The 24,490-nt window shown below is 55.5% G+C and carries 23 protein-coding genes; 4 read left to right on the forward strand and 19 right to left on the reverse strand.

Annotated elements, in window-relative coordinates:
- Positions 1 to 200 precede the first annotated feature (200 nt).
- Together BM267_RS09595 and BM267_RS09600 are read left to right on the forward strand one after the other, a co-directional pair.
- Positions 201 to 1,351, forward strand: a protein-coding gene (locus BM267_RS09595; protein WP_143063052.1) for an IS3 family transposase whose coding sequence is annotated in 2 segments (ribosomal slippage) — positions 201 to 438 and positions 438 to 1,351 — 1,152 coding nt in all. Because the reading frame shifts where the segments join, the coding sequence is not laid out codon by codon here.
- A gap of 143 nt (positions 1,352 to 1,494) precedes the next feature.
- Positions 1,495 to 2,325, forward strand: a complete 831-nt coding sequence (locus BM267_RS09600) for an SDR family NAD(P)-dependent oxidoreductase (RefSeq protein WP_074779564.1) — start codon at positions 1,495 to 1,497, stop codon at positions 2,323 to 2,325.
- A gap of 22 nt (positions 2,326 to 2,347) precedes the next feature.
- Here the strand turns inward: BM267_RS09600 and folE are convergent, their stop codons facing one another.
- The 15 genes from folE to BM267_RS09675 form a co-directional block, all read right to left on the reverse strand.
- Positions 2,348 to 2,908 carry a GTP cyclohydrolase I FolE gene (folE, locus tag BM267_RS09605; protein ID WP_074779566.1) on the reverse strand — a complete coding sequence of 187 codons (561 nt, stop codon included), beginning with the start codon at positions 2,906 to 2,908 and terminating at the stop codon, positions 2,348 to 2,350.
- 9 nt (positions 2,909 to 2,917) lie between these two features.
- Positions 2,918 to 3,640 carry a dihydromonapterin reductase gene (gene folM, locus BM267_RS09610; RefSeq protein ID WP_074779567.1) on the reverse strand — a complete coding sequence of 241 codons (723 nt, stop codon included), beginning with the start codon at positions 3,638 to 3,640 and terminating at the stop codon, positions 2,918 to 2,920.
- Positions 3,641 to 3,653: 13 nt separating this feature from the next.
- Complete coding sequence (locus tag BM267_RS09615; RefSeq protein WP_235818264.1) at positions 3,654 to 4,520, reverse strand: cache domain-containing protein; 867 nt, start codon at positions 4,518 to 4,520, stop codon at positions 3,654 to 3,656.
- Between the two features lie 54 nt (positions 4,521 to 4,574).
- Positions 4,575 to 5,699, reverse strand: coding sequence for an acyl-CoA dehydrogenase family protein (locus BM267_RS09620; RefSeq protein ID WP_074779571.1), 1,125 nt, complete (start codon positions 5,697 to 5,699; stop codon positions 4,575 to 4,577).
- Between the two features lie 24 nt (positions 5,700 to 5,723).
- Entirely contained in the window at positions 5,724 to 6,524 is an 801-nt protein-coding gene (locus tag BM267_RS09625) for a crotonase/enoyl-CoA hydratase family protein (RefSeq protein WP_074779573.1), read from the reverse strand.
- 11 nt (positions 6,525 to 6,535) lie between these two features.
- Complete coding sequence (locus BM267_RS09630; RefSeq protein WP_074779575.1) at positions 6,536 to 7,594, reverse strand: acyl-CoA dehydrogenase family protein; 1,059 nt, start codon at positions 7,592 to 7,594, stop codon at positions 6,536 to 6,538.
- Positions 7,594 to 8,745 (reverse strand): acyl-CoA dehydrogenase family protein, encoded by a 1,152-nt coding sequence (locus tag BM267_RS09635; RefSeq protein ID WP_074779577.1) that lies wholly within the window; start codon positions 8,743 to 8,745, stop codon positions 7,594 to 7,596. Before BM267_RS09635 ends, BM267_RS09630 begins: the two co-directional genes overlap by 1 nt.
- 106 nt (positions 8,746 to 8,851) lie before the next feature.
- On the reverse strand, positions 8,852 to 10,159 hold the full coding sequence (locus BM267_RS09640) for an amidohydrolase family protein (protein ID WP_074779579.1): 1,308 nt from the start codon (positions 10,157 to 10,159) through the stop codon (positions 8,852 to 8,854).
- Between the two features lie 221 nt (positions 10,160 to 10,380).
- Positions 10,381 to 11,655, reverse strand: coding sequence for a cytochrome P450 (locus BM267_RS09645; RefSeq protein WP_074779581.1), 1,275 nt, complete (start codon positions 11,653 to 11,655; stop codon positions 10,381 to 10,383).
- A 169-nt stretch (positions 11,656 to 11,824) separates the two neighbouring features.
- Positions 11,825 to 12,328, reverse strand: a complete 504-nt coding sequence (locus BM267_RS09650) for a carboxymuconolactone decarboxylase family protein (protein ID WP_074779583.1) — start codon at positions 12,326 to 12,328, stop codon at positions 11,825 to 11,827.
- 35 nt (positions 12,329 to 12,363) lie between these two features.
- Positions 12,364 to 13,539 (reverse strand): thiolase family protein, encoded by a 1,176-nt coding sequence (locus BM267_RS09655; RefSeq protein ID WP_074779585.1) that lies wholly within the window; start codon positions 13,537 to 13,539, stop codon positions 12,364 to 12,366.
- Entirely contained in the window at positions 13,536 to 14,441 is a 906-nt protein-coding gene (locus BM267_RS09660; protein ID WP_074779587.1) for a 3-hydroxyacyl-CoA dehydrogenase, read from the reverse strand. The genes BM267_RS09655 and BM267_RS09660 overlap by 4 nt, the downstream gene beginning before the upstream one ends.
- A 13-nt stretch (positions 14,442 to 14,454) precedes the next feature.
- On the reverse strand, positions 14,455 to 15,306 hold the full coding sequence (locus tag BM267_RS09665) for a fumarylacetoacetate hydrolase family protein (protein WP_074779589.1): 852 nt from the start codon (positions 15,304 to 15,306) through the stop codon (positions 14,455 to 14,457).
- On the reverse strand, positions 15,306 to 16,412 hold the full coding sequence (locus tag BM267_RS09670; RefSeq protein WP_074779591.1) for an amidohydrolase family protein: 1,107 nt from the start codon (positions 16,410 to 16,412) through the stop codon (positions 15,306 to 15,308). The genes BM267_RS09665 and BM267_RS09670 overlap by 1 nt, the downstream gene beginning before the upstream one ends.
- A gap of 437 nt (positions 16,413 to 16,849) precedes the next feature.
- Entirely contained in the window at positions 16,850 to 17,560 is a 711-nt protein-coding gene (locus BM267_RS09675) for a TetR/AcrR family transcriptional regulator (protein ID WP_074779593.1), read from the reverse strand.
- 176 nt (positions 17,561 to 17,736) lie between these two features.
- Between BM267_RS09675 and BM267_RS09680 the strand changes: the two genes are divergently transcribed.
- Positions 17,737 to 19,368, forward strand: coding sequence for an ATP-dependent acyl-CoA ligase (locus tag BM267_RS09680; protein ID WP_074779595.1), 1,632 nt, complete (start codon positions 17,737 to 17,739; stop codon positions 19,366 to 19,368).
- A 182-nt stretch (positions 19,369 to 19,550) separates the two neighbouring features.
- On the opposite strand, the gene BM267_RS09685 is transcribed toward BM267_RS09680, so the two are convergent.
- Positions 19,551 to 20,351, reverse strand: coding sequence for an SDR family NAD(P)-dependent oxidoreductase (locus tag BM267_RS09685; RefSeq protein WP_074779597.1), 801 nt, complete (start codon positions 20,349 to 20,351; stop codon positions 19,551 to 19,553).
- Positions 20,352 to 20,457: 106 nt separating this feature from the next.
- Here BM267_RS09685 and BM267_RS09690 point away from each other — a divergent pair, with 106 nt between their 5' ends.
- On the forward strand, positions 20,458 to 21,207 hold the full coding sequence (locus tag BM267_RS09690) for a DUF2889 domain-containing protein (RefSeq protein ID WP_074779599.1): 750 nt from the start codon (positions 20,458 to 20,460) through the stop codon (positions 21,205 to 21,207).
- A 90-nt stretch (positions 21,208 to 21,297) separates the two neighbouring features.
- Here BM267_RS09690 and BM267_RS09695 read toward each other — a convergent pair whose 3' ends face one another.
- The 3 genes from BM267_RS09695 to BM267_RS09705 all read right to left on the reverse strand — a co-directional run bounded on the left by BM267_RS09695 (position 21,298) and on the right by BM267_RS09705 (position 24,467).
- Entirely contained in the window at positions 21,298 to 21,858 is a 561-nt protein-coding gene (locus BM267_RS09695; RefSeq protein ID WP_074779601.1) for a 3-phenylpropionate/cinnamic acid dioxygenase subunit beta, read from the reverse strand.
- A 29-nt stretch (positions 21,859 to 21,887) separates the two neighbouring features.
- The gene (locus BM267_RS09700; protein WP_074779604.1) at positions 21,888 to 23,291 is read right to left on the reverse strand and encodes an aromatic ring-hydroxylating dioxygenase subunit alpha; all 1,404 of its coding nucleotides are present in this window, start codon (positions 23,289 to 23,291) and stop codon (positions 21,888 to 21,890) included.
- 177 nt (positions 23,292 to 23,468) lie between these two features.
- Entirely contained in the window at positions 23,469 to 24,467 is a 999-nt protein-coding gene (locus BM267_RS09705; RefSeq protein ID WP_074779606.1) for a fumarylacetoacetate hydrolase family protein, read from the reverse strand.
- Positions 24,468 to 24,490 lie beyond the last annotated feature (23 nt).

Below are 24,490 nucleotides of genomic sequence, written 5' to 3' on the forward strand. Positions count from 1 at the left end.
CGCGTATTTTTTTGCCCTGTCGTCGTCTTGGCGGTTTTGAGTATTGCCCTCAAAACCCACCGCGATACAAATGGCCACCGAGTATTGACCGCTTCACAGCAAAACCTACGCACAGTCACCCGTAAACTTATTTTACACTGAATCGCCCCTAGTTTCGTAGACACCTCCAGGCCTTATACTGAAGGCACCTAGGAGGGCCCATGAGCCGAGTACGATACACAGAAGAATTCAAAATCGAAGCCGTCAAACAGGTGGCAGACCGAGGTCACCGTGTTGCTGACGTGGCTACTCGACTGGGCGTTTCCAGTCACAGCCTGTACCAGTGGATAAAGCTTTACTCCAAGCCCGCCGAAGCGCGCCAACAGGATGCTGACTTGCAGGCCGAGAACCGTCGATTGAAAGCAGAGCTGAAGCGCGTTTCAGAAGAGCGAGATATTTTAAAAAAGGCTACCGCGTACTTCGCCAGAGAGTCCGACTGAGGTACGCGTTCATTGAAGCCCATTCGGATCAGTACCCGGTACGTCGGCTGTGCAGAGTGATGTCTGTTCATCCAAGTGGTTATTACACCTGGTGCCAGAACAAGCTGTCGCAGCGCGCCCAGGAAGACCAACGTCTTCTCGGCCAGATAAAGCACGCGTGGCTGGAAAGCGGCGGGGTGTATGGGTACCGCAAGATCCATCAGGATTTGCGTGAAGAAGGTGTTCGCTGCGGTAAGCATCGAGTCGCCCGCCTCATGCGCAGCGAAGGGCTGCGATCGCAGACCGGTTATCGACGCCGTCCAGGGCACTACAGTGGCAAACCGGCGGTTGTTTCCCCCAACCATCTTGATAGGCAGTTTGATGTGTCTGCGCCCAATGTGGCCTGGGTTACCGATATCACCTACATCCGCACCTATGAAGGCTGGCTCTACCTGGCAGTCGTTATCGATCTGTTCTCTCGGCAGGTTGTCGGCTGGTCGATGAAACCCCGGATGACTTCCGATCTGGCGCTGGATGCTCTATTGGCGGCCATGTGGCGACGAAAGCCGTCAGGCCAGGTCATGGTTCATTCTGATCAGGGCAGCCAGTTCAGCAGCAGTGACTGGCAAAGCTTCCTGAAAGCCAATCGCCTTGTAGGGAGCATGAGCCGGCGTGGCAACTGCCATGATAATGCTGTGGCCGAAAGCTTTTTCCAGTTGCTCAAACGTGAGCGAATCAAACGGCAGATATACCCAACACGGGAGGCTGCCAGGCGCGATGTGTTCAATTACATCGAAATGTTTTATAACCCGAGACGGCGCCATGGTACGACCGACAACCTGTCACCGGTTGAATATGAACGTCGCTATTTCCAGAGCCTGACGGGTGTCTAGAATACTAGGGGCGATTCACCAGTAAGCTCGCAAGCGTTCGCCTTATGCTTAACGGCCTGCGACACTATCAAATTGACACTTTTTGAATTTATGTCTACTTTCATCGAACCAAAATCCAAAACCTGCTTAATTCGAGGACATCAATGCGTACATGGCTAATCACGGGTGCAAATAGAGGCATTGGTTGGCACATAGCTAATGCCGCCATTTCGGCCGGTGACAACGTGGTAGTAACCGGAAGGACACTGGCGAAGATAATCGAAGCGTTTCGCGGCTACGACGTAAATAAAGTCCTGCCGCTTGCACTTGATGTCACAGCAATGGATCTGATCGAGAAGACAGTGGAAGCTACTGTCGCCACTTTCGGTAAAATCGATATTTTGGTAAACAACGCAGGCTATGGCCAGTTGGGCCCGTTTGAAAACAATAGCATTGCCGATGTTGAGCATCAGTTCGCCACCAACGTGTTTAGCGTGTTCAACATGTGCAGAATGGTATTACCTGTGATGCGCAAAGAACGCTCTGGGCATATTTTCAATATCGCGTCGATCGCTGGCCTTGTCGGAATGCCAGGTGCTAGCGTGTATAGCGCCTCCAAATTTGCCGTCGCTGGTTTTTCAGAATCCTTGGCCCAGGAAGTTGCAGGCTTTGGCATTAAGGTTACTTCGGTGGCACCCGGCGCCTTCCGCACGGACTTTCTGGACGACAGTTCGGCTCATTTTGGCAGCGTGCCCCTTCCGGAATATAAGACATTCTCTGATAAAATTTGCTCATCATCTGCTAATAACAACCATAAGCAACCCGGAGCACCCGAGAAGCTTGGCCAGGCTTTAGTCGAGTTAGCATTGGATCCGGAAGCTCCGCTCCATTTTATAGTGGGTTCCGATGCCGTCGGACTGGCTGAAACCCAGTTAGCCTCGAGAAAACTGGAAATGCAGCGCTGGCGAAACTTAGCTACTTCTACTGACGCCTGACATCTCAGCAAACTTGGGCCGGTTAGCCCCGGCCAATCAGTTGCAGGAACTCCTGACGAGTGTTACCTGATGCACGGAAAGCACCCAGCATAACCGAGGTGAACATAGTGGAATTTTGTTTTTCAACTCCGCGCATCATCATGCACATGTGCTTAGCTTCTATCACTACGGCCACCCCTTCAGCCTGAGTCACCTCCTGCAGTGCCTCCGCGATCTGACGAGTAAGGTTTTCCTGTATCTGCAGCCGTCGAGCAAACATGTCGACAATGCGCGCCACCTTTGAAAGGCCAATAACCTTACCTTTGGGAAGGTAGGCAACATGCGCCTTGCCGACAAACGGCAACATATGGTGCTCGCAAAGGGAGTAAAGCTCGATATCCTTGACGATCACCATCTCGTCACCCTTGGCATCGAACAGTGCATTATTGACGATTTCTTCCAGCGATTGCTCGTAGCCCTTGCACAGAAACTGCATGGCTTTGGCTGCTCTTAGCGGGGTCTCTGCCAACCCGCCCCGCTGCGGATCCTCTCCAATGCCGCGCAAAATCGCCTCATACTGGAGAGCAATATTCTCTGTACTCATTCTGTTTCCTTAAGCAAATTTGAGCATACCGCCGCCGTTCAGATCTTGGCACGTACCGGTTATATAGGGATTGCCCATAACATAGCGCGCAGCTTGATAAACCACGTCGGGGCCCGGCTCTGTGCCAAGAGCCGAACGGGACAGGATATACTTTCTGAATTCTTCACTATCATTATCGTTAAACATGATTAGCGCAGGGGCGATACTGTTGACCTTGATGTCCGGCGCGAAACGAGCAGCGAAGGAACGCGTCATGTTTTCCAGGCCTGCTTTTGTGGCCAGGTAGGCTACGTGATCAGCGTTGCCCCCGAGCGCATCATGATCGGTAATATGGATGATGTCAGCCGGGCCTGAATCGAACCAGTCTGCAGCCGCCATATTGATCATGTAGGGAGCCTGCATATGCACCATGCACATCTGCTGAAACTGCTCGGGCGTCAGCCCCTCGTCTTCCAGCCACAATGAGGCGTTGTGAATGATGGCTCTTAAACGTAGCCTCTTCGCCGCGACTGCCGCTATGAACTCTGCAATGCCCTCCACGGTTGAAAAATCAGCCACGATGACGTCAATACCCTGTAACGGAGTGGCTTGCCACTCCGTTCTCAACCGGCGGCAGCTGATTATCACCTGAAAGCCATCCTCAACCAGGCGACGAGCGCAATACAAGCCCACACGCTGACCGCCACCGGTGATCAGAACGGTTGGCCTGGACTTTATGGGCGCATCAGGCATATCAGCACCCTCGCTACTGTTCTTCGTCCAGGTAGTACCCCACGGCAACGATATAGCTGTCCGTCGCCTCAAACAGGGTCACTTTCGGTTCGTTCTTGCGGGTTACTGGGTTGGGCCACAGATAGGGAATACGACCACTTCCGCTCTGCGCAGTGGCCTCCAGAATTTGGTTACCAATTGGATGCCGGTCGGCGGAGTGCAGCTTGCGAAAATCGCTGCCGACCAAGCGCAGATTGTAACCATGGGCAATGAAGCGCTGAGTTTCTCGATCAACAACAAAGGCGTAAAGATCATCCCGAAGGTACTTAGCATCCAGCTTATTGATTCGCTCGAAGGTCTGCTGGGAATTTTCCTTCACCGCCTCCACGACATTATTGAGCAGCGCTTTCGCTTCTCCCTCGCTTGAACGAGGCATGTAATAGCCCACCGAAAAAACCTTGCCACCAACGCGTTGGAAAAAGACTCGCTTGCGCTCTTCGCGGCCATCCTGCCAGTTATGCCAACGATAGTCGGCATGATGTATTGTGTCGCTTGGCGGCAGAGCTAGCGCTTCCTTGAAGCCCTTGTTCAAGTCGTCGTTCAGCGCCTGACTGACGTCTCGCCCAATCAGATTGGCCGAGGGCCCACCACTGGCGAGCATAATGCCCTCGGTATCGATGACATAGACATAGAGCTCGTCATCCATGAACTCTCCTTGCCGACTGAACGCAGCGATAGCCTTTTCGCCATTCTCCTGATAGTGGTCGACGGCTTTGCGCAAAAGCGACTTTGCGCGATCCGCCTCGTCAGCGTAGCGATCTTCCGGGATGCCCTGACCAAATACGTTGGCAATCAAAAACATCGTGGCAACCAGAGCGACATTTCGGCAGATCAGTAACATAGCCTATCTCCTACTTGTTGTTTTGGACGGCAATATTTCAAGACCCAGGCCTCATCAAAGATTCCTGCTGATAATCTCCTTCATGATTTCCGAGGTTCCACCGTAGATCCGCGCAACGCGAGCATCAACCCAGGCACGCCCTATCTTGTACTCGCTCATGAAACCGTAGCCACCATGAAGCTGCAGCAACTCGTCAAGCATCTTTCCTTGCATTTCCGAGCCGAGCAATTTTGCCATTGCCGCCACATCGGCGGTCAGTTCTCCAGCCATGACCTTTTCCAGACAGTCGTCCACGAATACCCGCAACATTGTCGCGTTGGCTTTCACTTCAGCCAGCTTGAACCGAGTATTCTGGAAATCAAATACAGTGTTACCGAACACCTTGCGCTCACGGGTATAGGTAATTGTTTCTTCGAGCAGTGTTTCAATCGACTGTGCCGCGCGCAACGCAATGATCAATCTTTCCCAAGCAAGCTGATGGGTAAGGTACTTGAATCCCCGATTCTCTTCGCCGAGCCTGTTGCTTACGGGTACACGCACGTCATCGAAAAACAGCTCGGCGGTGTCCTGACCTTTAAGACCGATCTTGTCGAGCAGCCGGCCCTTGGAAAAGCCGGTCCGGTCTGCCTCCACGCACACCAGTGTAAGATCCTTGCCTGCAGGATCCAGCTTGGTAGCCGTTACCACCAGGTCGGCGTTACCGCCATTGGTAATAAAGGTCTTCTGACCAGACACTACGTATTCATCACCTTCCTGGCGTAGTACGGTGCGCATGGATCGCAGGTCACTGCCGATTCCCGGCTCGCTCATGGCAATCACGCCGATCATCTCACCGCTGACCATTTTGGGTAGCCATTTATGTTTCTGCTCTTCTGAACCGTAGGCGACCAGATAGGGGGCGACGATCTCCGAATGGGTAGTGAAACCCACAGCGGTGGCGTTGGCACGTGCCAGTTCTTCGATCATCACTGCCGAATGCCCGAAATCACCACCCGCACCGCCGTATTCTTCAGGCACAGTTGAGCACAGCAAGCCCATTTCGCCGGCTTTCAGCCATACCGCCTTGGGCACGATACCGACCGTTTCCCATTCGTGCAGATTCGGAACGATTTCCCGCTCGATGAAGCGACGAGCCTGCTCTCTGAACATGTTGTGGTCTTCACGAAATACTCTTCGCATCGTGACGCTCTCCTTGACGGCGTGTTACTGATCTTTGTAATCGGGCTTGCGCTTTTCCACGAAGGCGTTGACCGCCTCCTGATGATCGGCGGTGTGGTGCGCCAGCGATTGATACGCGGCGGACAGCTCCAGCAACGAATCCAGCCGCATATGCTGACCCTCGCGCAACAATCGCTTGCACAGGCGCAGGGCATGGCCGGGATTCGCAGCGATGCGCTCGGCCAGCGCCAGAACCTCGGACTCGAGATCCTCGGGAGCACAGACCTTCTCCACAAGCCCCCATTCAAGCGCCTGTGCCGCATCAATAGTATCCCCGGTAAACGCCATCAGACTCGCCTTGGGAATACCGATAATCCGGGGCAGCAGCCAGGCACCGCCATCACCGGGAACAATACCGAGTTTGACGAAGCTTTCAGCGAACAGCGCCTTGCTGCTGGCATAACGAATGTCGCACATGCAGGCCAGATCCAGCCCGGCACCAATAGCAGGCCCGTTGACGGCCGCAATGATCGGAATATCCAGCTCGTAGAGCGCCAGCGGGATTTGCTGAATACCATTGCGGTAGGTATCACGAAGTTGATACGGCGAACCACCGAAAATACCGTCCCGGTTCTGCATGTCCTTGATATTGCCACCGGCGCAGAACGCCTTGCCGTTGCCGGTCAACACCATCACCCTGGCGCTCTGGTCACGCCTGAGCTGCGCACAGAGATCGACGAATTCCTGCATCTGCGCAGGGTCGGACAGCGCGTTGCGGGTATCCGGACTGTTCATCCTCACCACTACTACACCGCCGTTTCTTTCAACTTGAAGAAATTGCTCCATGGGTGTAATCCTTATTCTGAAATAGGACGCTGTTCGTTGTGTGATTGCGTGATGAGCGGCCAGAAGCCTTCCGCACCGGCATTGCACACAGCCTCTCCGAGCAACTTGCTCCAATAGGTGGACGAGCCGAATTCGCTGCGCCAGGCCCACAATCTGCGGGTCAGCAAATGGAGCGAGTATTCCTGCGTAAAGCCAATCGCACCGTGCACCGAATGCCCGATACTGGTGGCCTGGCTGGCCGCATCGGAGGCGCTGACCTTGGCCGCAGCGATGCTGAACGTCGCCAACGCTGTATCAGACTGCGCAAATGCTGCTTCGGCTGCAATATTCGCCGCAGCAGCCTGTTCAGCCAGTACCGCAAGCTGTTGCTGGATGGCCTGAAACGCGGAAATGGGACGACCAAACTGTTTTCGCTCGCCTGCATAGGCCGAGGTAAGCGTCATTATTGCCGTCAAGGCACCTGCAATCTGCGCAGAGCGCAGCATCGCACCGCCAGCCAACAGCACCGAAGGCGACAATCCGGCAGGCAATGGCGCCGAAGCCAAGGGCAGCGCGGCGGAAAAGTGCAATATATCGCGCGGCTCACCGGCAACGTTCACACCCTCCACAATACGTTCTGCGGCGGCCGGCTCCAGCAACACCACGTCATACCCCGCGTCGCTGGTCACGACAGTAACCACCAGTTCGGCGTTACGTCCCCAGGGGACATAACGCAGTTCACCTGACAGCGCACCAGCAGAACATGTCAGGGTGGAGTCAGTGGCAACAGTCAGGATTCCACTGCGCGAACCGATACCGCATTGCTCGAGCAACCAGTTACCCAGCAGCATTTCGACCAGCGGCACTGGTGCGGCATGCTGACCGGCCGCACGCACGATAACAAAAAGGTCAGCCCAGCTGGCCTCGGAACCGCCCACTTCCTCCGGCGCTCCGGCAAGCGTAATGCCGTTTTCCTCGAGCGCTCGCCAAAGATCGGCTGGCCACACGTTCTGTTCAGCCGCGCGGACATATTCCGGCGTAGCGATATCACTCAACAGACGCTCTATAGTCGACTCAAAAAGTTCTCTCATTATCGAAGCCCCAGTCCACGTGCAATGATCCCGCGGAGGATTTCACGAGTACCTCCACGCAGCGAGAAGGAAGGAGCCATCTGGGTCAGATACGCCAGCACCTGCGCGTGGTCGGATCCTCCTCCCACCTGCGGCTGATCTTCAAGCAGCAACTGCAGTATTTCGGGTAGATCCTGTTCAAACACGTTGCCCAGATCCTTTACGCAGGAGGCGGCCCAGGCCGGGTTTTGTCCTTCGCTGAGTTGTCTCGTGACGGCCAGGGACATATTGCGCAACGTGACCAGTCGTGCGGTGATGCGCCCGATATCGCGCGCCTGCAACGCATCAGGCTGTTTGCCGATGGCGGCAATCCCCGTGTGTATGAGGGCGATACTGCTCAGGAAGCGCTCCGGGCCGCTACGTTCGAATGCCAATTCGGCGGTCACCTGGCCCCAGCCGTTGCCTTCCGCACCAATCAGCGCATCGTTATCAAGCTGGACGTTATCGAAGAACACTTCGTTGAAATGCTCGTTGCCGGACAGATCGGCAATCGGCCGTATCGTAACGCCAGGCAAGGACAGGTCGATAATGAACTGCGACATACCGCCGTGCCGACCGCTCTCCTCTTTGTCACCTGTACGCACCAGGGCAATCATGTAATGCGAATGCTGGGCGTTGGTAGTCCAGACCTTTTGCCCATTGAGCAACCAACCTGCCTCAGTCTTCTGTGCGTTAGATGTGATCGACGCCAGATCGGAACCGGAGTTGGGTTCGCTCATTCCGATACAGAAATAGCTCTCTCCGCGACAGATCGGCGGGAGATATTTTTCTCTCTGCGCTTCGGTACCAAAGCGCAGTATCAAGGGTGCGCTCTGGCGATCCGCGATCCAGTGCGCCGAAACCGGCGCGCCAGCGGCGAGCAATTCCTCGATGATCACGTAACGGGCAAAGGGTGACGCTTCGCCACCACCGTACTGCTTCGGCAGGGCCATCCCCAACCAGCCTCTGGAACCAAGCAAACGACTGAACTGCGCGTCGAATCCCATCCAGGAATAGGCACGCTTCACTGCGGGATAACCTTTCAGCGCTTCTGCCAGAAACGCTCTGACTTCCCGGCGAAGCGCCTCTGCCTCATCGGGAATAGTGCTGTATTTAAACTGGGAGATACTCATCAACAAGTCACTCTTGGCTACTCAAAGCACCTCAGGCAGCAACCGGCGGGGCTGCCCGCCGCCACTCCAGCGGGCGCCCCGCTGGAGCGGCAATATCAGCTGCCGGTCAAATTGCCGTTTTTGCGTCTGCTGCGTCGAACATCGCGTTGATATCGCCGGATGTAACGGGCTTGCCATCCTTGCGCGTCACCTCTGCACCACCCAATCCCAACGCCGGCTCGATGCTGACATGCGTAGCCTGGGCACGCAGAGCAGCAACTGTGCAGTTCTCGCGACCCAGAATCGAGAACGGGTCATAAGAAAATTCCCGCATGGCGTTGAGGTGAGTGACCTTGTCGATCTGCTGACGGGTCAGGTGCTTGAGGCCAGCCCAAACAGTCTCGGGCGACTCAGGCCAAGTGCAGTCAGAGTGCGGGTAATCGCTTTCCCAAGTGACCATGTCTTCATTCATGAAGTGCAGGTTCTGCAGGCCGAAGTTGTCTTCGATGAAGCAGGTAATGAAATGCTTGTAGAAGATATCGCTTGGCATCTTTCCACCGAAATCCGCGTTGGTCCAGGCTTTATGGTGACGGTGAGTAAAGTCAGCGCGCTCGAGCAGGTACGGCACCCAGCCAATGCTGCCCTCGGACAACGCCATACGTAACGTGGGGAACTTCTTCCACATAGGTGCCCAGATCCAGTCAGCCGCCGCATTGGCGATCGAGATCGGCATGGTAGTGATCCAGGCATCAATAGGCGACAGATCCGAAGCATGCTCAGCCTTGCCCCCCGAGCCGATGTGGCAGCAGATCACTACGTTGTTGTCCGCACATGCCTTCCACATCGGATCCCAATACTCGTCGTGGATCGACGGATAACCCAGGCGGGCAGGATTGTCAGAGAAAGACAGCGCATGCACACCTTGCGCCGATAGCCGCTTGATCTCAGCAACTGCTGCGTTCATGTCCCAATAGGGCACCAGCATCAGGGGGATGAAACGGCCCGGCATGGCATTACACCAGTCATACAGATGCCAGTCGTTATAGGCGCGAATCGCCGCCAAGGCGACATCTCTGTTCGAATGGGCCTGGAAGCGCTGACCGGCAAAGCCAGGAAAGGTTGGAAAACACAGGGAGCCAAGCACCCCGTTAGCATTCATGTCATCCACCCGGGCCTTGACGTCCCATGTGCCACGGCGCATCTGGTCGTAGCCAAGCGGCTCCATCCCGTATTCTTCCTTCGGGCGTCCTACAACGGAATTAAGCCCCATGTATCCAGTGGCTTCATCCTCGAAGACCCATACATCGCGCTCACCCCGTTTCTCAACGCGCGGCTCGCGACCTTTGAATTTTTCTGGCATGTGGTGCTTGAACGCGTCCGGCGGCTCAATGGCGTGATCGTCCACACTTACGAGGATGAGGTCGTCGAGTTTCATGGTTGTTCCCCTTCGCTTTTCGCGGATTGTGATTGTTGACTCATGATAGACCAAGATACATAAAACTTAAACACTTTTTTGATTTGTGTATATATAGCATTTTTGCGGGACTGCCAGCGGAGCCGGCCGGCTGCAGAAAAGGGGTAAGAATGGGAATCTGAACGAAAAAAAAGGCCGCCAGCAGAGCTGGACGGCCTGTTCAAGCCTCTAGAAAGAGAGCATCAATCCCAGATAACGTGCAACTGATGCGGGCCGCGCAATTGCGCACCGGTGATCTCGGGGGCAGGCTTCGACGGGTCGAGCCGTATATTAGGCATCATGTCCAGTACAGTATTGAGCGCGCAGTTGATTTCCGTCTTGGCCACGAACTGACCGATACACATGTGGGGGCCGAAACCAAAACCGAACGAGGGACGCGGACGACGGTCAATATCAAATACGTCCGCATTCTCATAGACGTCTTCATCGCGGTTGGCGGAGCTGACGATGCAGGAGACCATCGCGCCCTTTGGAATCTTGACGCCACGAATCTCGGTGTCCTCTGCGGCCTGGCGAACCTTGAAGGTCGCTACCGGTTCATAGCGAATGGACTCATCGATGGCCTTGTTGACCAGACTGCGATCATTGCGCACGCGCTCCAGCAACTCGGGATTCTCAAGCAACAACGTCATCAGGGTGCCAAACGTACGCGTGGTAGTCTCCCCGGCGGCCGGTAACAGTGAACGCACAAAGGTAGTAATTTCGTGATCATCCAACGAGCGGCCCTCATATTCAGCCTGGATGAGACGACTGATCAGATCATCGCCTGTACCACCCTCGGCGCGACGCTCGGCGACGACCAGCTTGATCGCGTCATACAGGGCACCCACGGCTTCCATCGCTGCCTTCTTGGCAGCCTGGGCCTTGGCCGGGTCTACCTGTGGCCCAGCCAGAATGGCCAGGGCCCAAGCGGCGTACTGTTTGATCTTCTCAGGTTGGTCGCTGGGGAAGCCTATGAGCGAATAAATCACCCTGATAGGAAAATACAGAGCGAAATCCATCAGATCCGCACTCTTCTGCGGAACCAGGGGTTTGATGAATTCTTCCCGGATGACACCGTCTATACGATCTGCTTTCCAGCGATTGACCGTGTCCGGCATGAACACTGGCTGCAAAAGGTTGCGCATGTTCCGGTGCTGATCGCCGTCCATTGCTGTAAGGATCAGTCCGTCGAAGAACGCACCCAGACCTTCAGCGATAAACCCGCTGGTAAATTGCGAAGCGTCTCGCATTACATGCATGACGTCGTCATATTTGAACAGCGTGAAGCATGGGCGATTCGGATCCACCCCTGCTATGGATGGCACCCCCAGTTGCTCCATGAAATTACCTTCCATGACGGGGTTGGTTTTCCGCATCTTCGCGTAAACGGCGTGAAGGTCGATATCACTACCTTGATAATTGCTTGCCACATCGGCAAACACCTTCTCCAGCTCGCTTTTGGGCGCATTGGACATGATCGTCTCCCTTTAATATTCTATTAATTTTGTCAGGCTAGCTACAGGGTCTGAAGTTCGGTCGCTGACTAAAGCTTAAGCTCCGCGGCAGCGTAATTGAACCCTTTTAAATATTTTGATTAACTTCCATCCCCCCACACTACCACTTGGGATTGGCTCATTCCCATAATCAATATGCCTGCTGGACATAGGTCATACGCCCGCCCGCCAGCATCAGAGCACAATACATATTGAGCTCGGTAATCTGAGGCTCACTGAAATATGGTGCCAGCGCCGCATAGTGCTTGTCGTCCAGCTCCATGTAGTCGCCGGCGAAAAGACCGGCAAATGTCAGGGCAGCCTGCTCGGCGGGAGTAAACCGATCACTGTCCGTCGCCAGGCAAGCGATATCCTCTTCGCTTACCTCCTCCGACTTTCGTGCCAGTTGGCAAACTTGGCAGGTAGTAACGCTGGCGACCTTCAGCCGCACCAGCTCGCGCACACGCTCGCTCAACAGACTGTGGAAATGAAACTGTTCTAGCAACGCGAGCCAGCCTTGCGCAAGCGCTGGACGATGCGCCCATACCTGTACTGGCACGCTGGAGCTGAGCATTCCTGACTGCAGCCCCCGCTCCAGGGTATCTGCCAGGCTATCTGGTAAAGCCGACAGCGGAACGGGTGAAATTCGTGACATAAACCACCTCGCGCCGACCCTGGTCGGCATACTTGTCAGACCAGGCGTTCGATCAGCGTAGCGGTTCCCATGCCACCAGCGCAGCATATCGCCTGCATGGCGTAGCGACCGTTACGACGTTCCAGCTCATTCAACATTGAAGTCATGATCCGTGCGCCACTTGCACCTAGAGGGTGGCCAAGGGCAATGGCACCGCCATTCACATTCAGGCGATCTGCCGACACGCCTATTTCCCTGAGCCAGGCGATAGGTACGGATGCAAAGGCTTCGTTGATCTCGAACAGATCTACATCGTCGATCTTCAGATCGGCTTTGGCCAGAATTTTACGCGTAGCCTCAATGGGACCCGTGAGCATCAGCGTTGGATCCGCGCCCACCGTTACAGTCGCTCTGATCCGCGCCCGGGGCTTCAGGCCCAAACGGGACGCCGTCTCCGCGGACATCAGCAGCAGCGCAGCAGCACCATCAGAAATTTGCGACGAATTACCTGCCGTGACTCGCCCGTTCTCCGGACGGAAGCTGGTCTTCAGGCTAGCCAGCTTTTCAAGAGAGGTGTCGCGCCGAATGGTTTCATCGGCAGTAAGCAGCCCGGTGAAACCCTCATAGCCCTTCTCGCAGTATTCGCCTGCCGGTACTGGAACAATCTCTTGTTCGAAATACCCAGCATCCGCAGCAACGGCCGCACGACGATGGCTTTCAAGAGCGAATGCGTCCAGCTCATCACGGCTGATCTGCCATTTTTCCGCCACGCGCTCCGCTGCCTCGCCCTGGGAGGTCAGCTCGTGTCGCTCCAGCGCCATCCAGCCGAACGCTTCGCCATGTATCTCGCGGTTGCTGCCCATAGGCACCCGGCTCATGCTTTCCACTCCACCGGCAATCACGATCTCTGCAGCTCCGGCTGCAATGGCGCCCACTGCAGCATGTACCGCCGCTTCACCGGAGCCGCACTTGCGATCCAGCGTCAGGCCCGGCACAGAAGCGGGCCAACCCGCGCCCAACAGGGCCGTGCGCGCGACGTTGGCCGACTGCTCTCCGATCTGCGTCACACAACCGAAGATGACGTCATCAATCTGCTCGGCGGAAAGCCCCGTGCGCTGCAACAGCTCATTGATGACCAACGAGCCCAGGTGGTCGGCACGGACGCCAGCCAGGCTGCCGCGAAAGCGGCCAACCGGCGTGCGTACTGCGTCGACAATGACGATATCATTCATAACGCACTTCCTTTGAGCCCGGAACCGGGAACTCGATTGCCTTCATGGTACTGATATACGCCGTGCCCGGTCTTGCGCCCCAGCCGTCCGGCAGCGACCATCTTGATGATCAGCGGGCAAGGCCGAAACTTCTCACCCAGCGTTTCATGCAAGTAACGCAGTACGGACAGGCGCGTGTCCCAGCCTGTGAGATCGCCCAGTTCGAGCGGACCCATAGGGTGATTGAAGCCCATACGGAGCGCAGTATCGATATCTTCGGCGGTAGCGGTGCCCTCCTGAAGCATATACATCGCCTCATTACCCAACAGCGCAGACATGCGACTGGTAGTCAGGCCGGGAGATTCGTTGACGGTGATTGACGTCTTGCCAATCGCATCGCAAAGATCCTTGACCCTCGCGACAGTTTCATCGCTGGTAGCCAGTCCGCGAACCAGCTCGACCAGCTTCATCTTGTGCACCGGATTGAAAAAATGCATCCCTATGAAGCGCTCGGGAGCAGGAACCGATGCTGCAATTTCGGTGACACTCAGGGCCGACGTGTTACTGGCGATGATGGCGTTATCCACCATCAGACTGGCGGCCTGCATAACCACCGCTTTCTTGATTGCAAGCTGTTCGGAAACGGTCTCCACCAGCAGGTTGGCGCCTACTGCCGCCTCGGACAAGTCTGCATTGACCGTCAGCCGATCCAGGGCAGCCCGCCCCTTCTCTTCACTGACCTTGCCCAACCGGACACCATCACCCAATATTTTTTCAACACTTGCATAGGCTTTCTCGAGGGCAGCGGCATTGGTATCCACCAATACTGTCTCGAAACCTGAGCTCGCGAAGGCATGGGCAATACCGGTGCCCATCAGACCTGCGCCCACTACCACTACCTTGTTGCTTTTGTCAGCACCCATGATAAAGAGCCTCTTATACGTTTTTTTCACTGACCACGTTGCGGAGCGTACCAATACCCTCGACGGAGGCTTCCACGACATCCCCTGGACTCAGGAAACGTCCGGTTCCCATGCCAACACCGGCAGGTGATCCGGTGAAGAGAATATCTCCGCAGGCGAAACTGGACCGCGCATGCACGAAAGCGATCAGCTCGCCCACATCCCAGGTCATGTCGGCCGTTGTTCCGTCCTGACGTACTTCGCCGTTTACCGCCAGTGTCAGACGCAGCTTGGGCGAGCCCTGTGGGAACTCATCCTTGGTGACAATCCACGGCCCTACACCCGTGGTGCGATCCTGGCTTTTGGCAGAAAACAGATCCATGCCAATACCTTTAGGGCCGCTACGCTGCAGATCTCGCGCACTGACGTCATTGCCCACGGTATAGCCGAGCACACAAGCAAGCGGGTTCTGCAGATCGATCTGGCTGCTGCCGATCACCGCCACAAGCTCCACCTCATGATCCAGCTCCTTGGTGAGTGGTGGGTAACGGATTGGATCATTCGCGCCAATCAAGGCACCGTAGGCCTTGAGGAAAGCGACCGGCTGGACGGGTGCGTCAAGTCCGAAATCATCCTGCAGATGCGCAAGATAGTTGGCACCCGCCACCACCACACGATTGGTCGGATCAACTGGTGGCAGGAGCACGATATCAGCCATCGTCACTGGCTTGGCAGCCAGTGACAATGCGCTGATCCCGGCACCACCGGCGACTCGGGGTGCCCATTCCTGAAAATCACCCAGGATCGGATTGACTTCGTCATGCTCGAGATCGACGACCGCCCAGAAGGGCTTGCCGCCGTTAAAAGAGCAGCGTGCCAGTTTCATCAGGCACCTACCTTACCGGCTGATTTGGCGGGGTCTCCCACCTTGCCGACCTTTGCCGGATCCAGGTGCAGCAGCTCACAGGCATTCTTCCACCGGATGCGATCCATATCTTCCTGGGAAAGCTTCAGATCCGAGGTCAGGTCATGACGTACTGCATCACTGCCGCCAAAATTGGAACCGTAAAGCACCCGGTCAGCACCAATCACTTCCACCATTGCCTGGCGCATGGGCACCTCGTGCAATTCGACGTCAAAATAGAAGTTACGCAGATACTCCAGGAAAGGCTTCTTGTTATAGGACACGTCAAGGTTCGGGTTGGTCTGCGCCATCCGACCGAGCTGATAGGGTACATAACCGCCGCCGTGCGTAATGTAGACCTTCAGGTTCGGGAAGCGATCGAATACACCACCGTTGATCATGTACCAGAAACATTTGGTTTCGTCGTAGTTCATGCCGAGGATCGCGGTTGTTTCGTAACGGTCGGTATTGGCTTCCTTGCCCCAGGTCACTGACTGGTTGTAGCCGTGCACAAACATGGGCACATCCAGGTTACACAGCGCCTCCCAGACGGGATCCATTTCCGGCGAATCGAACTCCAGTCCGCCGAAGTTGGAACCACCGGCTACCAGGCCTTTGGCGCCCAGCTCGGTGACCGCCCGACGAATCTCCTTGGCCGCCTCGACGGGCACGTTCAACGGTGCATGCGCCCAGAACATAAGGCGATCAGGTGCTCCGGAGCAATACTTGGCCAGTGAGTCGTTCACCGTTCTGGCAAAGGGAACGCCAAACTCGGGTTCAGCCCAGTACATGTAGCAGTGACTTGGCACGGAGATGACCTGGGCATTCTGACCAGCGGCGTCCATCCCGGCGAGGCGGTGCTGGGGGTCAGCCCATTTGGCCATGTACTCGGCTACCTGCAGCGTTTCGCCGCGGGCGTGGGCCTCGCGCAAGGCCTTTTTCCGTTCCGGCGCGCCCAGTGTCAGAATCCATTCGCCAACACGCAGCTTTATATCGCCATCAGACTGCGATTCAAAAGCCGGCCCCCAATGCGGGTGCTGGTCGTAGTATTCCGGGTGCGGCGCATGTGCATGAAGATCGATAAGCATGAGATAAATCCCTGTTCTGATTGTTCTGGGTGAAAGCGCGCAGGCGTTGAATATCTCAATACGCCTGGCTTGCATGCGACAGCATAATACATATTGAGCATAATTCAAAAATCTGTTCAATTTTTTTGTAGTCTGAACAGGTTTCTGGCGTAAAGCATCAAGTCGATTCTACCGCTCCCAACACTGGGGGAAACCAGATAACCAATTGTTTTTTAACAGATTATTTTACCAACCATGAACAAAACGCGCAGCAGTCAGCAGCGTTTCGCGGGGAAAGGTGCAGAGAAACATACGAAAAGATTAGCGAAGCGGCTTGCTACAGATTCTGTAGCAGTGTTCAAACATCGTAAACCGGAGCACTACAGCTATAACGCAAAGCGCATTCCAGGCCCCCAGGGCCGGGGGCGGGAATGTTCCGGGGCAGCAGGTCCCCGAATTCAGCGACGGGTTCGGGAGGTGGAACCCATGATCAATGAAGCGAAAAGTCTTTTCACCCGCACGGGCAACAGCCGCCGACCAGCTCTCTCCGGAACTAGCACCTCGCTCAGCACATAACGAATAATCATTTCGCAGATCAACTCCCTGTCCAGCTTGACCCCAAGCCTCGCATCCCAGTCATCGAAGACGATATCCAGCGTATCCTGAAAACGAAGGATCGAATCATGAAAGATACGCCTGAAGAAACCCAGCGCATATTCCGGTGCCACAACCAGCAAACGCTGTGCCCGGCTTTGCTCCAGGTAGTCATCGATAAAGCTGATCAACGCATTGAGCCGCGCTTCAGGCTCCTCGACAGTGCTGATCGTATTGAGCAGAACCTGATGGAAATCATCCCGCTTGTGGCGGGAGAACGTATCAAGCAGATCCTCCTGGGAGGAAAAATAACGGTAGAAGGTACCGCGGGACACACCTGCCAGCTTGCACACCTCAAGAATGGAAATACGATCAGCACCAGAAAGCAGCACCACTTCTTCGGTGGCCCGCAAAATGCTGCTGATCGTTTCTTCAGATCGACGGTTGGGCTTCACTACCCGCGTTTTCCCCCCCGTCAGAACTGAATCCGGCCTACGCGCGGCACCCGAACGGCTTACTGACTCCCCCTTCCCCCTCATTACTTCAGTCTCTGCAGCTTCCTTATCAAGCATCATGTCCCCCTCCTGTCAGCGTCATCAAAGGCTACTCTATCAGTTTAACTGGTCACAATCAGCAATTTCTGTTCAACTCAGGCTAGAGACAACGCGAAAAATACAATATAGAATTAAATTCTGTATTAAAAATAAAACCACCAGACTCCCATAGTGAGCTGGCCGGAAGGAGATTTCGTATGAGCGGTACTGGAAATGCAGAGACGTGGTTCGTTGGAGAGCAGGACACGGTGATCGCAGCGCTGGATCGAGCTGTTGCACGCCATCCAGAACGAGTCTTCCTCGACTTTAGCGGAGAGTTATACACTTTTCGTGATGTTGATTTAATTTCTACCAAGCTTGCCCACTCCCTGTCTGAACTGGGTGTTCAGGCTGGCCATACGGTCGTCACCATGCTGGACAACAATATTGACGCTGTTGTCTGCTGGCTGGCAGTTAACAAGCTCTGCGCTGTCAGTGTGCCCATCAATACCGCCTTGCGCGGGGAGTTCCTGCGCCACCAGATAGCCGATGCCGACACCCAGCTGCTGATTTGCGAAGCGTCTTACCTGGAACGCGTAGCCGCCGTCGCCGGTCAGCTTGATGCCCTCAAGCTCGTTCTTCATCGCGATACACTTGAGACAGCTATCGACTGTGCAGTTCCCGTTGCCGCGCTTGATGAGCACAGAGGTCAGGATGCGACGCCGTTTGAAGTGAAGCCAGCGCCGTCTGATCTGTCCTGTTTGATCTACACCTCAGGCACCACCGGCCCCTCCAAAGGATGCATGGTCAGCTACAACTTCATGTGCAATCTGGCGCGCTTGCAGCTGCGTTCCGGCTCGGCAAATGAAAATGACGTCACCATCACTCCCTTGCCCCTGTTTCATATGAATGCTCTGTGCGTGACCATCATCGCCAGCATCATGGTTGGCGCCCGGGCCGCCATCCTCCCCCGCTTCTCCGTTTCCAACTTCTGGCCGGAGGTGGAACGCAGCGGTGCGACCATCGCCTCCATTCTTGGTGGCATGGGTGGGCTTCTGGCAAAAGCTCCAGACAACGATGCAATGAAGCGCTGCTACGGGCAAATTCATACTGCCCGCGGCAATCCTTACACGGAGGAAACCAAGGAAATATGGCGTTCACGCTTCGGCACACAGCTCGTTGGCGGCAACGGCTACGGCCTTACCGAAGCCTGCGTGATTACCTCGCTTGCCGCTGGCGAGTATGCCAAACCCGGTTCATCCGGCAAGCGCATTCCGGATTTTGACGTGCGTATCGTGGACGATAATGATCATGAAGTTCCGCCCAACGTACCGGGGGAAATCGTTGTGCGCCCGCTACGCCCGGATATCATGTTCCAGGGGTACTGGCGCCGACCTGAAGCAACATTGGAACTGATGAGGAATATGTGGTTTCACACCGGAGACATCGGGAAGTTCGATGAAGACGGGTTTTTCTTCTTCGTTGATCGCAAGAAGGACTATCTGCGACGCCGTGGTGAAAACATATCCAGCTTCGAAATGGAGTCAGCCTTCGCCGTCCACCCGGCCATTTCAGAAGTGGCAGTACACGCGGTACTGTCAGACAAGGGCGAAGACGATGTGAAAGTTACCGCCATTCTGCACGAGGGCGCGCAACTCGCGGAGGAGGAGCTGTTTCACTGGGCCATGGATGCAGTGCCCTATTATGCCCTCCCCCGCTATATCGAATTTCGCAGCACCTTACCCAAGAACCCCCAAGGCCGCGTGCTCAAATACCAGTTGCGAGATGAGGGCAAGACAGAAAACACCTGGGATCTGGAAGATACCAACATCAGCGTCAAGAAACGCTGATCTCCCCTATAGCTCTGCGCAATGCGCAGAGCTATCACTCTCATGACCGCTGCCCACAGCTCCGCAGCTGTCTGAAGCCAAGAGTATCTGAGGCATGAGTTACTACCAGGCAACAGAAGATCTGCGAGAAAGGCATTAAGGGCCTCGGATCCTTCTGATCCAGACCCTCCACACAACCGAACTCAGTACTCCTTCACGGGTATATCGGCGGGTCTTGAGTTGTAGCCCGGCAGGTGTAGGCCGCCATCCACATGAATCGACTCTCCCGTCACGAACCGCGCCATCTCGGAAGCGAGGAAGGCTACTACCGGGCCAATATCCGCTTCAGGCTCGCCGCTGCGCCCCAAGGGTCGCATGGATGCGGAGCGCTCTGCGAACCCCGGATTCTCGGCCGCCAGCTTGTGAAAGGTGGCACCCATTGCGGTCGGTGCGATGGCGTTCACTCTGATATTAAAGCGCCCCCACTCGGCAGCCGCGCTGCGCGTAAGACCGAGGATCGCCGACTTGGCGGTATTATAATCGGCATGCAGCCAGGCACCGATCTCCGTATCGATGGAATAGAAATTTATGATGGCTCCACCACCCCGTTTGCGCATCAATGGCAACGCCGCGCGCATGGCCCACCAGGCTGCCCATACCGTCGTGCCCAACGTCTGCTCGAGCATCTCATCGGATTTATCTTCCATCAGCACATTGGGTGTGGGGGCAAAAGCGTTGTTGACCAGAATATCCAGCCCGCCAAAGTGCTCCTCCGCAGCCTGAACCGCATCAATTATATTCTGCTTATCCGAGACATCTGTCTTGAAGAACAAGGCCCGGCCACCTTGCGCGCGCAGATCGGAGACGACCGCTTCGCCCAGGGCCGGGTTCAGCTCGGCAACCACAACAGCCGCGCCTTGTTTGACAAAATAGCGCGCGACGCCTTCCCCGATGCCTCCGCCGGCACCGGTGATCAGGGCAACCTTGTTCTCGAGCAGTCTCATAATCAGCAGCCTTCTTAATAAACACTTTTTTTGTTAATGTTCATATTATCCCACATTTATCGGTTCTTCCACTTCAAATCCATTTCGTTTTCCAAGGGCATATATAATGATTTTTCGTCGTCGCGTGGAAATCCACACACAGCATAACGGTGAAGTTCGAGCGGCTCTGGAAGATGACTTCCACCATTTCAGAGTCAGCATTCAACACCAGCACGGGACTGTCACCGCAGTGAAAGGTTACGCTGTCCGATACCCTTTCACAGCCTGCCCGGCCGCTGCAAAACCACTCGAGTCACTGATAGGCATGTCCCTATCCGACATAGCCCACAGCGTCACCAGGGTAACGGACAGCCGCCATCAATGTACCCATATGCTTGATCTGGCGGGACTGGCTATCGCTGCCGCAGCGCGGAGTACATTGCACCGCGTATACGACATCACCATCGCCAAACGGGTGGCTGGCCGCACGGCACCCCAGCTACTGCGGGATGGCCAGCTGGCTCTTCAATGGCAGACTCAGGGAACGCTCATAGAGAGCCCTGCCCTCTATGCCGGAGTTGATCTGAATCATGGCATGGCTGGCTGGGCGATCAAGACCCTGCCGCCGGAAGAGGCCGAAGCCGCTTTGTTATTGCGCCGCTGCACGATCATTTCACGGGGGCGTGAATTCGACCTGGACGCAGAACAACATGCCCGCAGCACCGGGCTCTGTTTTGCTCAGCAACCTGAGCGCGCCGAGCACGCCTTGCGCATGAAAGGCTCGACCCAGGATTTTACCGGCCGCGGCGATCAGCTTTGCGCCGGAGATCGGGACTGGCTCGCGGGACTTGAAGACCAGATCCGTCCTGCCACCTGACTGACCCTTCTCAAGCCGCACTTCAACCCATCAAGAAGAAGCCCGCCAAATAGGCGGGCTTCTGTACTGTCAAAGCAACCGAGCCGCCTCTTACAGGAACACGGCCAGATTGGCGGTTCCGAGTACTGACTGATCCAGCAGGGCTTCACGCTTGGCCAGTTTGAAGCTGCCATCCGTCTCCCGACGAATGAGATCCCGACGCTCGCAGCTGATCACATCCACATGATGATCACTGAAACGACTGCGTGTCAGCAGCAGGTAGCTGGTGACGGCAAACTCATTCGGATTGGCCGTTTCACGAATCAGAACGTTGGTAATCAGACGTCGTGTACGCGACGGTGGATCCTCAGCCCAGGCGCTCTGACCGGAAAGCCGCAGGATGCGCCCCATTACCGAACGATAATCATCATGAAAATGCATCACCGACCGCACAAAGCTCTTGGCATGATCCACGCCCAGACGGGTATGGCGTAACGGTGCGGTATAGACCAGATCGGTGGCCAGACGCGCACCCCACTCGTTCAGGCGTAACTGGTCGAGCAGCGCCGCCTCTTCGTATAGAAAAGTGAGGATGGCACTGTATTCAGCGGATCCAACAGCTACATATTGACCCTGACTCACATCAGAGTTCTGTTCTTGAACTTGCTGCATGAGAAGCTCCTGTTCTTGTTGATCTGGGTTTATTCGGCGTTCATCAGCTCGTTCCAGTACAGCCACCAATGCCACTGAGTATCGTCCTTGGTGAAGCCTTCGTTGACGATCCCCGGGCCAGGCCAGCCTTCAGGTTTGCCGGTTTCATATACAGCCTGATACTTCAGCGTCATGTGGCGACCCATAGCCCCCTTGGCGGACAATGTCATATGCGGCCAGGTATCAGAGTCGTCCTGTTCAACCATGCCGGAGGTGCCGAAAAGTTGAATAGTCTGCTTCAACATCTTCTCACGCAATTCTTCCGGAGCGTCTTTCTCTGCGAAAATCCAGTTGCAGAACTCAAGCTTGTTGGGGCCGCGCGGGATATAGGTATGCATGGTCATGGAGCCGACCACTGACCCATCCGGCTGTGGAATATAGACAAATCCGAAGAGAATATTCGGGAACATGCCGCCCACCTGCGGAGGCATGGACGTCAGAACCTTGAGTTGATCCTCTGTCAGGTTGTTCGACAACTGCGCGACCATATCTTTGGTCATGCCTGCAGGCGGCAGTGCATCGAGCTTCTGTTGAACGGTCAGATCGTCAGGCTCCAGGCCTGTCAGACGGCGGATCTTGCGCGCCAGGTCGATGCAGCGGAGCGCATGACCATGGGGAGAGCTGACTTCCACGCCATACATTTCCGGGGTCAGATCGGGCTCATCACTTTCCTCTTCTGCAGGCCCCTTCTTCGAATAGTTACCGACCTCTCCGAGCCAGCGGTGCAGAGTGAGCGTATGGAAACCATCCGCTGCAGACTGCTCACCGGCCGTTTTCCAGTTCGCATTGACGATAAAACGCTGTGGTGGCCCGAGAACCTCCATGCCTTTGTCGCTGCGCAGGAAAAGCATGTCGTAGTACCACTTGGCATCACCAAGAAACTCATCAAACGACGGGCCATCGATATTCCAGGTGGCGAAGATCAGTCCACCATAAGAAACGGAGCGTGCTTTCTTCAGACCAAGCTCGGATTCTTCGAGTATCGTGCCGTGCATACACTCGCGCTTTACCGGTGAGCCGATAAAGTCACCGTTAGGACGGAAAGCCCAGCCGTGATAAATACATTTATGGATTGTGGCGTTACCGCAATCAGTCAGCGCTACACGCATGCCCCGGTGTGGGCAGACGTTCAGAGTGACATGAATTTCACCGTTCTTGTCACGGGCAACGATAACGGAATCGGATCCCATATCACGTACAATGAAATCATTGGGCTCAGGAATCTCTGATTCGTGACCCAACATCACCCAGGTACGACCGAAGATCTTTTCCATCTCCAACTCGTAGATTTCAGGATCAGACAACACGCGCATCTGTACTTCGCGGGTTTCCGGGTAGATTAGCTCTGAAATCTTGGTGCCATCAGAGAGCACCGGGCTGGAATTAGTGAGCATATTCGCCTCCAATTATTAAGGATCTTATTCAGGCTTCTTCAAGCACAAAAATAAACACTTATTCAATATTTGTACACTAAATTACAGATTCATTTGTTACGAAACTTAGTAAAATCAATTAAATCTGCGTTAACACACACTCCCTGAGCAGCTTGGCTACTCGTACCGCTGCAAGCATCAGAACGGATTGCCAGGCGAGCCTACCTGTGTGCTCAGCTTACCGATGCCATCTATCTCCAGCTCCACCACATCCCCTGGCTTGAGATACCGCAACTGCTCGAGTCCGCAGCCGTTGCCTACCGTACCCGACCCCAGGAACTCACCCACATGAAGGGTTTCGGATTGCGAGATGTGTGCAATAACGTCCTCGAACTGCCAGCGCATATCCCGGGTATTACCGCGCCCCCACTCTTCGCCGTTGACGCGTGCGATCATGTTCAGATCGTAGGGATCACCCAGCTCGTCTGCAGTGACCAGGCAAGGCCCCATGACGTTGGCCGTATCGAAATCCTTGCCCTTGGCCGGACCGAGCATGCCGCTCATCTCCTTGGCCTGGGCATCACGGGCACTGATGTCGTTGAAAATGGTGTAACCAAAGATATGTTCGCGCGCATTTTCACGCTTGATATCCTTGCCCTTCCTGCCGATGTAGCAGCCGAACTCGAGCTCGAAGTCCAGCGCCTTGCTGAAGGCGGGCCACTCGAACTGGTCATCAACGCCTACCACGGCAAACCGGTTGCATTTGTAATAGATAGGTTGACGATTAAAGGTATCAATAACCCGATCATCGGCGCTGGTACTCATCGCCTTGAGCGTCGCCTCGGGGTCAGGCGTACGCATCGCACGCAAGCGGCGCGCGGCCGCAAAACTCTGGCGCAGATGCAGCTCGAAGCAGGAACAGTCGCGCATCTGTGGCGGCGGCTGAATGGGCGCACGCAGGTGCACGGCAGCCCGCTGACGTACAGCCTCGACAGGCGCTTTTGCAAGCAGCGACCGCGCCAACGACAACCCCTCCTCACCGGCCTCGGCCAGCGCCAGTACACTGCTCAGCGCGGCCGAGCGGCCACCTTTGAGAAGGGTATAGGCCTGCTGCAGATCAAGAACCGCCTGATCCTGGTCAAACAGAGCACCTGCCAGTTCCAACCCCTCGTCATTGACAAAAGTGACCAACCTCATGGGTGCAATCTCCTTGTTGTGAT

This window comes from Halopseudomonas bauzanensis, assembly GCF_900114735.1.
Classification (GTDB): domain Bacteria; phylum Pseudomonadota; class Gammaproteobacteria; order Pseudomonadales; family Pseudomonadaceae; genus Halopseudomonas; species Halopseudomonas bauzanensis.